Below are 13,907 nucleotides of genomic sequence, written 5' to 3'. Positions count from 1 at the left end.
GGCTCGCTACATTGATGGGCATGGGCGAATGCCCGCGCCAGAACGCATTTGACGTTTAAATTAAATGATGAAGACAACCTTTTCTTCGAATCCTGTCCCATTCGTTCTAACAACGCTTGGTTTTTTATACCTGGCTGGCCAGACGTTCCGGCCAGCTACTCAATTTGCCGTCCCAACTCCGGGAGCCGAACCATCCAGACAGCACAGTATGGTTGTTGGGGCCGATTCAAATACGCTCTACCTTCCCAGCGATCTGGAGGCTACCCTATGGGCAGAAGCTCCCATGTTCCACAACCCCACCAATATGGACATCGACGCCAAAGGCCGGGTATGGATTACGGAAGCGGTCAACTATCGAAAATTCAACAACAAAGCCAACAGTCGACTCGACCACCCCGAAGGTGAGCGAATCGTTATTCTGGAAGATACCAACGGGGATGGAAAAGCCGATGCCAGCAAAGTGTTTGTAACCGACCCGGATCTGGTGTCGCCCCTGGGTATTGCCGTTATCGGGAACAAAGTCATTGTGTCAGCCGCCCCAAATCTGGTGGTGTATACCGATGAAAACGGCGACGATAAACCCGATAAAAAAGAAGTAATGCTCACAGGTTTCGGTGGACTGGATCATGACCACTCCCTGCATGCGGTGGTAGCCGGACCCGACGGCAAATATTACTTCAACACCGGAAACGCCGGTCCGCACATCGTAAGCGACAAAGATGGATGGACATTGCGCTCGGGTAGTTTGTACGTGGGTGGAACGCCCTATAACAAAAGCAATAAGGGCAATCAGGTAAGTAGCGATGGGCGTGTCTGGACCGGCGGTATGGCGCTACGGATCAATCCGGATGGGTCGAACCTGAAAGTAATGGCGCATAACTTCCGGAACAACTACGAAACGGCCCTGGATTCGTACGGCAACATGTGGCAGAATGACAACGACGATCAGGTAGTAGCCTGCCGCACGAGCTTTTTGATGGAAGGGGCCAATGCCGGGTACTTCAGCAGCGACGGCACCCGCTATTGGCAGGGCGATCAACGGCCGGGGCAGACCATCCCAATCGCGCACTGGCATCAGGAAGATCCGGGCGTTATGCCTGCTGGTGACATCAGTGGAGCCGGTTCGCCAACGGGCATGGTCATGTACGAAGGTGATGAACTCGGGCCGCAGTACCGGGGGATGCTGCTCAGCGCCGAAGCCGGCCGCAACGTTATTTTTAGCTATAAACCCGAACCAATGGGGGCTGGTTACCGGATGCCCCGTACGGATTTTATCAGCACTTTCCCGGAAGTGGACCCCAATTATAAGTGGGATGCCGCCACCGACGATACCCGAAAATGGTTTCGGCCCAGCGACGTAGCCGTTGGGCCCGATGGAGCCATCTACATTGCCGACTGGTACGACCCTGTGGTAGGGGGACATCAGATGAAAGATACAAAAGGATACGGCCGTATTTATCGGATTACCCCTAAAGGCAAAAAGCTTAAAACGCCCAAAATAGATCTTCGAACAACGCAGGGGCAGATTGCCGCTCTGCTGAACCCGGCCGTAAATGTACGGATGCTGGGTTTTGAAGCACTGGTGGCGCAGGGAGAAAAAGCCGTCGAGCCGGTTATGGGTATTCTGTCGTCATCGAATCCGTTCCACCGTGCCCGCGCTATTTACCTTCTGGCGCAATTAGGTGCCGAAGGCCAGTTTGAGGTCGAGCGGTTGCTCAAGGCAGTCGATGCGCCGGTGCGAATGACGGCCTTCCGGGCTTTACGCAGTATAACACCCGAAAACTCGAAGTCGATTCCGGCCATTACGGCGTCGCAAAAGGCCTTATTACCACTTATGGGCAACTTGTCGGTCGACAAAAGTGCTGCCGTACGTCGGGAAGTGGCCATTGCCCTGCGCGATGTTCCCTTTGATGACTGCCGGTTCTTACTGATAAATCTGATAAAGGGGTATGACGGGCAAGACCCCTGGTATCTGGATGCGCTCGGAAAGGCAGCCGATGGCAAAGAAGAAGCGTTGTTCTTTGATTTGCAGCAGACAATGCCGAAAAATCCCATCGAGTGGGACCAGCGAACGGCGAACCTGGTTTGGGAGTTACACCCACCCTCGGCGGTAACGATGCTGAAAAAACGAGCGGCTAGTCCTTCATTGGCTGCCGATGCGCGGAAGCAATCCATTGTGGCGCTGGGCTTTATTAAAACGCCACAGGCCGCACAGGCAATGGTTGAGTTATCGAAGCTGACCGATAGGGAGGTGGCCGACCAGGCTTTGTATTGGATGGGATTCCGGCGTGGTAACGATTGGGCCAAATTCCTGAACTGGGAGGAAGTAATGCCAACAAAGGTGTCGACGGGAGAGCAAAAGATGCTGGCAAATCGGCAAATTCTGCTGGATGAATACAAGTCGGATGCCGAAAAGCGGAGGCTGGCCCTGGAAATGGCCCGCGATCCTGAAGGCGGCAAAATCCTGGTTGGCCTGGCCGCCGATAAGAAACTGTCGGATAAGTTAATGAAAGCCGTTACGCCAACCCTGCTTAAAAATCCGGATCAAAGTGTGCGGACGATGGCTAAAGAATACTTTTCCGTAAAGCCGGAGACCCCTTCGGCCGAAGTAAATTCGGAAGTAGTAGCCACTAAACCTGAACTGGCTAGTACTTCCGAAACTGCTTCCTCCAAACCGGCAATGGTGACGGCCAGCAGTAGTTCGGACCCGGTGCTGAACCAAATTGCGATGCTATCTGGAAATGAGCGGACAGGTAAGACGGTATTCAGTGCCAACTGCGCCACTTGCCACAAGCACGGCCAGTTGGGAAGCGACGTTGGCCCGGAGCTGACAAAGATTCACCAGAAATTTGATAAGAACGGCCTGTTAGATGCCATTCTGCACCCCAGCGCGGGCATTGCATTCGGTTACGAGCCCTGGCTGATTACGACCAAGAAAGGCCAAACCTTTTATGGGTTTCTGGTAAGCGACAACGATCAGGCTGTTGTGGTTAGGGGTATTAAGGGACCCAAATACACCATCCCCGCCGATCAGGTTTCGTCGAAGCGACAGTATAAAACCAGTCTCATGCCAGACCCCGTGGCTATGGGTCTCAGCAACCAGCAAGTCGCTGATTTAACGGCATTTCTGCTGAAGCAGTAAGGTATTTAACCACAGAGAGGGTCCGCCGATGCGGCACAAAGAACACAGAGGTTGAGAAGCTAATCTCCTTTGTGTTCTTTGTGCCGCATCGGCGGACCCTCTCTGTGGTTATAAACTTCGAAACTAGTTTGTTACTGTGTACCCGGCCTTCTTCAACTCTGCGGCAGTAAGGTTAATGATATTCACATCCAGCTTAATCGGCTCCAAGGGCGCGTCTGTTTTGTCTGTCTTGACGGCTACGATAGCATCAACCACATCCATACCCTTAAAAACCTGCCCAAACACCGTGAACTTATCATCTAGGCGGGCCAGTCCTTTTTTGTTCTGCACGATGTAGAACTGGCAACCCGCCGAGAGCATCTCGGGGTTATTGTCTCGCCCGGCACCCACCGCCCCATAAATGTGCCGTATGGTGGGCACAAACTCCGGTTTCAGCAAATAGGGTGAATCCGAAAAACCCGCCGGGGTATCGGGACAACCACCCTGCGCCACAAAATTGTTAATGACCCGATTGAACGTCAGCGTATCCCAGTAATTTGCCTTGGCCAGCTTCACGAAGCTGGCCTTATGGGTTGGTGTTTCGTCATACAGCCAGAAAAGTATCTCGCCTTTGCTGGTTTTTATTTGCCCAATGGGGTAAGTTTTAGCCGGTTTAGGCGGAATAGAAAATGAAGCAAGACAGGCTAGTAACAGAAGAAGTGTAGGCATGATAGTACGGATTAGCATTCAGGTTGTGTTAACGACTCAACAAGTCGATAATATACGAGATTACTTCACTACCTTATATAACATGCCGTCCGATTTGGTCATCAGGTAGAGTTCGCCGTCGGCATCCTGCCCAATTCGGAAATCGACTTTAGTAGCTTTGCTCAGCTCTTTCAGCGTTGTTTGTTGACCATCCAGCCTCAACGGGAACTCATGAATGGTCGCTTGTGCGCCTTCCCTGATCTCGTTGAGGTTAACGTAGAAAACTCGCCCCCGAACGATCTCACCAAATACGTATTTTCCTGCTAATGCCGGAATCTGCCTGCCGGTGTATTCGAAGCCGCCCATGATCGCGTTGCCCTCGTCGTGGTCGAACTGCGCCACCGGATACGAATAACCATAGCGGGCGTCATTTTTTGGTAAAGGATACACGCTGTTTACATTGGCTGTCGAGTCGATCAGGAAAGTGCCTTCGCGGTCGGGCCAGCCGTAGTTTTTGCCCGGTTTGACCAGATAAACGGATTCGATCTGTCGCTGACCGATGTTGGAAACCAGCATTTTTCCGTCTTTTGTCCACGAAATCCGGTTGGGGTTGCGAAAACCGGCTGCGTATACTTCGTCCAGCCCATCTTTACCCACAAACGGATTAGTTTTGGGAATACCGTACTGTCCGTTTTTACTTGTCCGACCGGTAGGGTCTATGCGGAGTACTTTGCTCCAGATATGGTTTTTATCCCGCGCAATAAACGGATAGCCTTTCTCAACGGCCCCGCCGTCGCCTATGCCAATGTAGAGTAACCCATAATCCAGACTTTTAGGCGTTGCGTACGGATTGAAAGCAATTTCCTGCATACCGTGAATCTGATCGACCACGTTGACCCGAAGCAGTTCGCGGGGTTTCCCGGTCAGCACACGAGAACGGGGGTCTGTAACGGTCCATTCGTTGACTACCCACTGCAATCGAATCGGAATACTGTCGGCATAACTGAAATCAGCCGTTGCGGAATTTTTTGGTTCTGTATGAGTTGTGTAAAAGAGTCCGTTTCGGGCATAATCAGGATGAAATGCGAAACTACCCAGGCCCGTCGCCAGACCGGGCGTATTGATGAAATTTTTAAAATGCTTCGCGGCATCAAAAAACACATCGGGCTGATTGTTGGTCGTTAGGATATAGATTTTCCCCTGTAAATCGGACACCATCGTTTCCTTCGTAATCGGGTGGAACCCCATCTTATTGATCCGTGTGCGAGGTTGCGTTTTGTTTGTAAAGGGAAACTGCATGACCTTTTGCAAGTTCAGCGCAAAAGATGACTGGGGTATTGAGGAGATGATCGGGTTCTCCAGCGCCACTTTTCCGGAAGAGGCCCGGACGACGGGAGCGGGTTTTTCAAAAATATAGGCGACCAGATCGTCGAGTTCGGCAGACGTCAGGTGTTTGAAATCAGGCATGACAGTGCCGAATTTTTTGGCTTTATCCAGTGCCCGCGCTACTCGTGCATCAATCTGAGCTTTGGGGCTTTTAATAAACTCGACCAAATAGGCTCGGTCAACAGCGTTCTTCAGCCCACCCAGTTGAGGGCCAATGCCATCCTGCTTGAAATTATGGCAACCGGCGCAATTGGCGTCGAAAAGTTTTTCTCCACTTCGCACATTCTGCGCAACTGAAGACGCGCAGTGCAGGATAACAAATGCAGAAGAAATAATAAGCCGACAAAGCGCTGCAAGCGAAGGGTGGCGAGACGGGTGCATACTGGGAGTAATATAGATTTGGCAGATGAGAACCGCAGGGGTCAACAGATGTGAGTTGACGACCGCATTTGTTAACAAAGCCTACTGGCAGGTCTTATCTAATTCTATACAGCAAACTATTTTATCTGAGCAACAGGTGTATAGAACGTAAAAATGGTCTGCCATTGCGGCACATAGAACGCAAAAGATTGATAGGTTTAATTGGCTGAGCCTCTATGATCAATAATAATTTTCAGACAGCGTAAAAAGGTTAAATCAAATGCAGGTTAAACCCTTGTCCCTAAATCGGAATCATACCGGCAACGGGTGTGGAAAAATAGATTTACATTCATCCATCCCAACAATCTGCCATCGCTACGAACTATGAACGCTTATTTTTCTATCCCACTTCTGCTGATTTCGATGGCTGTATCTGCCCAAAATCGTCCACAACCTACTTACGCACGCGACTGGAAACGGGCCGATTCGCTGGTGGCTAGAGGGTTACCTAAATCGGCCCTTGATATTGCCAATCGGATTTATAAAGAAGCCAAAGTCCAGAAGAACTATCCGCAGGTAGCCAAAGCGGCTATGGCCCGGCAGGTTTTCCGAAGTTTTTCTGATGAAGATTCCCATGTTGAATTAGTACACTCGCTGCAAAGCGATATTAAGGACACGCCCGAACCAGCCAAATCTGTCCTGCAATCGGTGCTGGCCGATGTGTATTGGCAGTACTTCCAGCAAAATCGTTACAAATTTTATAATCGCGCCACGGTATCTGCTGGCGGAAAAGTTGCTTCTGGAAAGCCCTCCCAAGGGAACAAAGTCACTGAAACGCCAGCCGATTCAACGTATGCCGATTTTACCACCTGGGATGCTCCGCATCTGATCGGGGTAATCACATCAGCTTATCTGGCTTCTGTTCGTGATAAGGCGTTGTTACAGAAAACGCCCATTGCGGAGTACGATGTGCTGATCGACAAAGGTGATGCTGACGCCCGTCCGCTTCGGCCAACGCTGTATGATCTGCTGGCGCACCGCGCCATTGGTTTCTTCCAGAATACCGAGCCCGATTTACTCAAGCCGGTCTTCAAGTTCGAGCTGAACCAGCCCGTCTTCTTTGCCGAACCAGCGGAGTTTGCCCGGTTATCCATCCAGAGTCAGGATTCCTTGTCAGGGCGTTATCAGGCACTTTTACTTTATCAGCAACTGGTGGCTTTCCATTTGTCGGATGCAAACTCCAACGCGCTGGCGGACGTTGATGCCCTCCGGCTGGCGTTTGTACATCGACATAGTGTGCTGCCCGATAAAGACACGCTGTATCAGCAGGCGCTGGAAAAGCAGATTGCCACGGACAAAGGCAAGCCCGCCGAAGCGGTTTATGGGTTCCAACTAGCTCAGTTTCTGAGCGGTCGGGGTGCGCCGGTTCGTCCGCTGGACGAGAACGATGACGCTAACGAGACCAAACCCGATCCGTTTCGCTGGAATCGTAAACGAGCCGCCGACATTTGCCGGGATCTGATCAAGCGGTTCCCCAACACGCTGTCCCGTGAACAGGCCAATGTGTTGCTGACCGAATTACTGGCGAGTTCTTTCTCAATACAAATTGAAAGCGTAAATGCACCGGAGAAGCCATTTCGGGCGCTGGTCAACTACCAGAATACCCCGACGATTACCTATCGGATTATTCGGTTATCGATGGCTGAAGTGCGAGAACCGCTGGACCAGTATGATAATAGAGAGGAGCAGCGACGCAAGCGACTCGGCAAGTGGCTGAAGCGGTCGGCGGCTATTGAAAAATCGGTGGTGCTCCCTGACGACGGCGACCTGAATGGTCATTCGGTGGAAATACCGATTGCGAGTTTACCTGTTGGTCAGTATGTGCTTGCCGTTACAACCGAAAATACCTTTAACGAAACGTCGGAACATACGCAGCTATCGCTCTTTACAGTATCGACGCTTAGTTATCTGGCCCGACAGGACAACCAAATCAATAAACCACAAACGTTATCGGTCATGAACCGGACCACGGGTGCGCCCATACCGAACGTGTCGGTAACGCTGGTTGATGTTGAGAATTTTAAACTAACGAACCAAAAAAAGTCGTTCATAACCGATAACAGTGGGCAGATTGCCCTTGGCCAAAGTGAAATACCTACGGCCCAGCGGTTCGGATACCTGATGGCTTCAGGTCGCGACACCCTGCTTTCCGGTACACTATATAACTATAACTACAGACCGGAGCCGGAAAAGGAGCAAACCTACACCCGGCTCTTCACCGACCGGGCCATCTACCGACCCGGCCAGCCAATTTATGTGAAAGGGCTACGCTACGACGGAAAAGCGAATCAGTACGCCGTGCTGGCTAATGAAGAAGTAGACGTCGAATTTTTGGACCAGAATGGTGAGCGAATAGCCGAAAAAACGCTTAAAACAAACGAGTTTGGCACGTTCGAGGCTACGTTTACCGCACCCGTTGGGCGATTAACAGGTGCTATGACCATTAGCACTGATGGTGGCAGCACCAGCATCCGGGTCGAGGAATACAAACGCCCGACCTTCGAGGTGAAGGTCGACCCCATAAAACAGTCGTTCAAACTGGAGCAGGCCGTTACGCTTTCTGCTTCGGCCAAAACGTTTTCGGGAGCCGTGGTCGATGGGGCCGAGGTGCGGTATCGTGTCGTGCGGAGTCTGCGGCCACGCTGGGAATGGTGGTATCGACCCAGACCAGTCAGCCAGGCCAAAATTGCCAGTGGCGTAACACAAACCGACGCTCAGGGGAATGTGCGTATCACCTTCCCGGCAACACCCGACCGGGAGCAGGCCCGCGAAACGAACCCCGTCTTTGATTTCGAACTGACAATCGACGTGACCGACCGCGCCGGCGAAACCCGGACGACCACAAAAACATTGCGGATTGGCTATTCGTCCATACAGATCAGTCTGGACATTCCGCCCCAGTTAGAGAGCAATACGGCAGCGAATTTTCCGGTAAACATCACCAACCAGTCCGGCGAGAAAGTAGCGGCCAAAGGCCAATTGGTCGTTTACCGGCTGCAACCGCCCGCCCGTCCTTTGCGCAACCGGCTGTGGAGCCGCCCCGATCGGCAGTTTCTGAGCCGGAATGAATTTGAACGGCTATTTCCCAACGACCTGTATGCCAATGAAAACGACCTGCGTACTTGGCCAAAGGGAGATGTCGTACAACAACAAGCCATCATAAGCCCGGCCGATTCGCTGGTAAAACCCGACCTCAGCCGATATGCCCCCGGCGAATACGTAGCCGAACTGACGGTGACGGATGCCAATGGTGAAACCGCGAAAGAGCGGGCCTTTTTTGCCGTTGTCAATGACAAACAACCAACAGCATCGGCCCGGCCGGAGAATTGGGTGCAGGTACGAAAAGCCACGGCACAGCCCGGTGAGGAAGTCGTTTTCTGGGTAGGCAATAGTCGGCCCGGTGAGTTGAATTGGGTTTTGATGACCGTTGAAGAAAACCAGAAGATTGTGCGGAACGAGTGGCTGAAGATAGAAGATCGTCCCCGTCGTGTTGCCTTATCCGTTACCGAAAAACAGCGCGGTGGCTTTGCCGTACACTTCGCTATGGTACAGAACGGCAGGTTGTATGAGAAATCGCAGACCATTACAGTGCCATTTACCAATAAAGAGCTGAAGATCGAAACGCAGACCTTTCGCAACAAACTCAAGCCCGGTGAGCGCGAGGAGTGGACGCTGAAAATTAGTGGCCTGGATAAAAAACCAGCCGAACTTGTCGCCACGCTATACGATGCCTCGCTGGATGTATTCGACCGGCTCGACTGGCAAACATCGTTCTACCAGCCTTACTCACCAGCTTTCGGTAGTTGGGAGTCGCAGGCGTTTGGTGTGCAGGGTAGCCAGGCACTATCTTACCGGTATCGTCCGCAGCCGACTGCTCCTGAGCGCCAGTATGACCAGTTAGGCTGGCTGGGGTATCGGTTCAATATATATGGCAGTCGTCCGTTCGGTCTGGCTCCGCTAAAGGTGTCGAACGATGCCATTCGAATAAGTGTGAGCCGGACGGGCAAAACGATTACCGGAACAGCAACGTATAAAGATGGGTCGGTGGCACCGGGAATAAGTATATTAATAAAAGGAACCGATAAAGGGGTTGTTTCGGATGCCAAAGGCAAGTTTTCGATCAACACAACACCTAAAGCTAAAGAAATAACCCTTGTTTTCTCCTGGGTGGGCTATAAAGCGCAGGAAGTCGTGCTTGCGCATAAGTCGAAAACGATTCAACTGATACCTGATGCAACGGCCCTGAATGAAGTGGTCGTAACTGGATATGGCACACAAAAAAGGAGGGATGTAACAGGAGCCGTAGCCATGGCAGCTCCAAGAGCAGAGGGTGCTTTGAATAAGTTTATAAGCGCTGATGCAATGCTGGCATCGAAGGTACCAGGCGTCATGCCAACGGAGGCTCAACCGATTGTCCCGTCCATAAACCCCCGCAAAAATTTCAACGAAACGGCTTTCTTCATCCCGCAGGCGCAAACGGATAAAGACGGGCGGGTCGTGCTCAAATTCACCATGCCCGAGGCCCTGACCCGCTGGCGGCTGCTGGCCTTTGCGCATACCAAAGACATGAAGACGGGCACCCTCGAACGCGAGATCATCACGCAGAAAGAACTGATGATTACGGCCAACGCACCCCGCTTCTTCCGAGAAGGCGACACCATCCGCGTAACGGCCCGTATCAACAATCTAAGCGATAAGAGTTTGTCCGTAACGGCCAATCTGGCTTTGCTGGACGCCCTCACCGGCGAACCGATTCATCAGAAACTCAAACTGAACAATCAGCAGACGAGCGTTTCCGTAGCCGCCGGACAGGGTCAGGCAGTGGGTTGGACGTTGATCGTTCCGGCCAATCTGGAGGCAGTAACCTGCCGCCTGACGGCCCAGTCGGGGAGCTTCACAGATGGCGAAGAGTTTACTGTGCCCGTGTTGCCCAACCGGATGCTCGTTACGGATACGAAGCCGTTCTGGGTAAATGGCAAAGAAACGAAGTCATTTACCCTGAAGCCGTTGGCCAATCTGAACCCAGAGCTGCCCGTTCAGCACGAGCGACTCACGGTCGAGGTGACCAGCAACCCGAGTTGGTACGCCTTGCAATCGCTGCCGTACCTGATGGAATACCGTTACGAATGCGCCGAGCAGTTGTTTAGCCGCTTGTATGCCAATAGTCTGGCCGCTCATATTGTGGGTAGCAAACCGGCCTTTAAGCAAGTGATTGCCGAATGGCAAAAGACCCCCCCTCGTAGCGCGCTTCAATCGAACGAGGAATTGAAAGCCGTGACACTCGAAAACTCACCCTGGCTGGCCGACGCCCGCTCCGAAACCGAACGGCAGGCAAAACTGGGCCAGTTGCTGGACGGCAATCGGATGGAGAGCGAGCAGAGGCAGGCATTCGAGAAACTGAAGCAGTTGCAAACCGAGGGCGGTGGGTTTCGTTGGTTTGGTGGTATGGAGCCCAATTTGTCCATGACCCTGCATATTCTGAGTGGTCTGGGCCATTTGCAGAAGCTGGGCGTTCAGTTCCCGGCCGACCTGAAAGCCGATCTGGTCGACATGCAAACCCGCGCCATTCTGTATGCCGATACTGAAATGAAGCAATGGGTTACTGAACAGAAAAAGATAGCCGAGCAGAAGAAAGGTAAAGTTGTTGGCGGGTGGTACTTCTCGGCCACGCAGTACCTGTACGCCCGTAGTTTTTACCTTGACAAACCGGTTGATGGCGGGGTACTGGCTTACCTGAAGCACCATACGGCTACCAACTGGCTTGCACAAAGTTTACAGGGGCAAGCACTGTCCGCAATGGCGCTCAACCGCTTCGGCGATACCAAAACGGCGGCTGGTATCCTACAATCCCTGCTCGAACGGTCTAAGACATCGGAAGAAATGGGGCTCTACTGGCCCGACAACACAGCGGGCTTGAACTGGTACCAAACGCCTATCGAAACGCAGGCGTATCTGATCGAAGCGTTCGATGAAATCCGGCAGGATCATACGTTGGTCGATAATATGAAACGATGGTTGTTGAGACAGAAACAGACTCAATCGTGGTCGTCCACCAAAGCCACAACCGAGGCCGTTTACGCGCTGTTGCTGCGGGGCAGCGATTGGCTTGGAACGGGCGTAAGTACAAAGGTTACACTGGGTGGAAACCCCATTGAGAGCCGCGTGTCGAAGTCAGATGCCATTACGGGCTACGAGAAAGTGACCTATGCCGCTTCGGAGATCAAACCGGAAATGGGCGCGGTACAGATCACCAAAACCAGCGATGGTCCGGCCTGGGGCGCTTTATACTGGCAGCACTTCGAATCCCTCGATCAGGTGATGCCGGGCAGTGCAGGCTTATCCGTTCAGAAAACGCTTTACGTGCAACGCGACTCGCCTGGTGGTCCGGTTATCACAGCAGTAGCATCGCAGTCGGCTCTCAAACCGGGCGATCTGGTCAAAGTTCGGCTCCTTCTCAAAACCGATCGGGCTATGGAATATGTGCATCTGAAAGACGGTCGGGCGTCGGGTTTCGAGCCGGTGGCGGCTTTGTCGGGCTACAAATACCAGAACGGACTCGGCTACTACGAATCCCCCCGCGACGGCAGCACTGATTTCTTCATGAGCTATCTGCCTGTGGGTACGCATGTGTTTGAGTACGACCTGCGCGTGGCCCAGTCCGGCGATTTCTCAGCGGGTGTCGCTACCGTTCAATGCTTCTACGCCCCCGAGTTCTCCGCCCATTCGGCGGGTGAGCGGGTAAAAGTGAAGTAAACTGGTTACTCCAGTATCGCAATAGCTTCCAGCTCAATGCCAAAGCCGTAATGCAGCGGTGAGCAGGGAACAACGGACCTAGCCGGGCGATGGTCGCCGAAAAACCGGGCGTAAATCTGGTTGATGGTGCCCCAGGCATTAATGTCGGCGATAAAGACCGTTACTTTCAGCACGTTGTTACGCTGACTCCCGGCCGCTTGCAGAATTGCATCGAGGTTGGCCAGAATCTGTTCCGTTTGCTCGTCAATGGTGGCATTGGCCAGTTTCTCGCCGGATGGGGTAATGGGCAGAATGCCGGACACATAAACCTGTCCATTATGAACAACTGCCTGTGAATAATGCCCGCCCGGAACCGGAGCGTTGGGGGTTTGGATAAAGTTCATAGTGTGTAAAGGCAAATAAGGCCAACGAGAAAAGACAAACGCCATTTCTTCAAGAAATGGCGTTTGTTTTAGTACGCTAAAATTAATCAGTTACACAATTGCGTCAATCAGCGATGTCACAATGGAAACAACAAAACTGAACAGCAGTGCCGCAATGAAGCCATTGACGTGGAAATTTGGTATTAAATACGCTGTCAGATACACCATCAACACGTTTAGTACCAGCAAAAACAGGCCGAGCGTGACAATTGTGATCGGAATGGTCAACACCGTCAGGATTGGCTTGATAAAAGCGTTCAGAAAGCCCAGCACGATAGCCACGATCAGGTAAGTACCAGCACCACCCGTAACAGAAACGCCGGGGATGAAATATGCAGCCACCCAAACGGCCACTGCGCTAATCAGAATACGGATAATCAGACCCATGAATGATAGGAGGTTAAATGATCAATAAGTACGGTTACCTGTGGCAGAACAGCGCCCGCAAACAGGGAACTCGGAATCTTGAACATGAAACCGGATTCTATTGTTTGACGTGACGCGACTGCAACACGGCAACAATATCGTCTAAATTCATATTTTTCTGTTCCAGCAGGACCAGAAAATGAAATAACAGGTCGGCGGCTTCCCCTTTAAAGAGGTCGTCGTTGTCATCTTTGGCTTCGATAACGAGTTCGACGGCTTCTTCACCCACTTTCTGGGCAATCTTGTTGACGCCCCGCCCGAATAGGCTGGCCGTGTACGATTTGTCGGATGGGTTTACCTTCCGGTCGTGGATAATGCTTTGCAGGTAGTTCAAAAACTGGCCCTTGCCCTTATTGACTTCATCGAAGCAGGTATCGGCACCCGTATGGCAGGTTGGCCCGGCGGGGGCCGATTTGATCAGGAGGGTATCACCATCGCAGTCGATCAATATTTCCCGGACGTGCAGGAAGTTATTGGACGTTTCGCCCTTGGTCCAGAGCCGCTGTTTGCTCCGGCTGAAAAACGTCACGACATTTTCGGCAACGGTTTTGTCGTAAGCCTCACGGTTCATATACCCCAGCATCAGGACCTTACCGGTTTCGGCATCCTGAATCACCGCCGGAATGAGGCCGTCGGGGGACTTATCAAAGTTAATCTCGGAATTCATGCCG

General features: G+C 52.2%; 7 protein-coding genes. 2 read left to right on the top strand and 5 right to left on the bottom strand.

Annotated features, from left to right (window positions below; genetic code table 11):
- Positions 1 to 67: 67 nt before the first annotated feature.
- The gene (locus tag NT073_RS02075; protein WP_297368140.1) at positions 68 to 3,142 is read left to right on the top strand and encodes a PVC-type heme-binding CxxCH protein; all 3,075 of its coding nucleotides are present in this window, start codon (positions 68 to 70) and stop codon (positions 3,140 to 3,142) included.
- Between the two features lie 123 nt (positions 3,143 to 3,265).
- On the opposite strand, the gene NT073_RS02070 is transcribed toward NT073_RS02075, so the two are convergent.
- Positions 3,266 to 3,850 carry a peptidylprolyl isomerase gene (locus NT073_RS02070; protein WP_297368045.1) on the bottom strand — a complete coding sequence of 195 codons (585 nt, stop codon included), beginning with the start codon at positions 3,848 to 3,850 and terminating at the stop codon, positions 3,266 to 3,268.
- A gap of 60 nt (positions 3,851 to 3,910) precedes the next feature.
- Positions 3,911 to 5,596 carry a PQQ-dependent sugar dehydrogenase gene (locus tag NT073_RS02065; RefSeq protein WP_297368042.1) on the bottom strand — a complete coding sequence of 562 codons (1,686 nt, stop codon included), beginning with the start codon at positions 5,594 to 5,596 and terminating at the stop codon, positions 3,911 to 3,913.
- A 363-nt stretch (positions 5,597 to 5,959) separates the two neighbouring features.
- Here NT073_RS02065 and NT073_RS02060 point away from each other — a divergent pair, with 363 nt between their 5' ends.
- Positions 5,960 to 12,388 (top strand): alpha-2-macroglobulin family protein, encoded by a 6,429-nt coding sequence (locus NT073_RS02060; protein WP_297368039.1) that lies wholly within the window; start codon positions 5,960 to 5,962, stop codon positions 12,386 to 12,388.
- 5 nt (positions 12,389 to 12,393) lie between these two features.
- Here NT073_RS02060 and NT073_RS02055 read toward each other — a convergent pair whose 3' ends face one another.
- The 3 genes from NT073_RS02055 to hisIE all read right to left on the bottom strand — a co-directional run bounded on the left by NT073_RS02055 (position 12,394) and on the right by hisIE (position 13,903).
- A complete protein-coding gene (locus tag NT073_RS02055; protein ID WP_297368036.1) occupies positions 12,394 to 12,771 on the bottom strand; it encodes a Rid family detoxifying hydrolase in 378 nt (125 codons plus the stop codon).
- 90 nt (positions 12,772 to 12,861) lie between these two features.
- Positions 12,862 to 13,197: a phage holin family protein gene (locus NT073_RS02050; protein WP_012929944.1), complete on the bottom strand. Its 336-nt coding sequence runs from the start codon at positions 13,195 to 13,197 to the stop codon at positions 12,862 to 12,864.
- A gap of 97 nt (positions 13,198 to 13,294) precedes the next feature.
- On the bottom strand, positions 13,295 to 13,903 hold the full coding sequence (hisIE, locus tag NT073_RS02045; protein WP_297368029.1) for a bifunctional phosphoribosyl-AMP cyclohydrolase/phosphoribosyl-ATP diphosphatase HisIE: 609 nt from the start codon (positions 13,901 to 13,903) through the stop codon (positions 13,295 to 13,297).
- Positions 13,904 to 13,907: the final 4 nt, after the last annotated feature.

The sequence above is a fragment of the Spirosoma sp. genome, from assembly GCF_026391055.1.
Lineage (GTDB): Bacteria > Bacteroidota > Bacteroidia > Cytophagales > Spirosomataceae > Spirosoma.
Note: the sequence above shows the minus strand (reverse complement) of the source record. Positions and strands in the feature narration are given on the sequence as shown.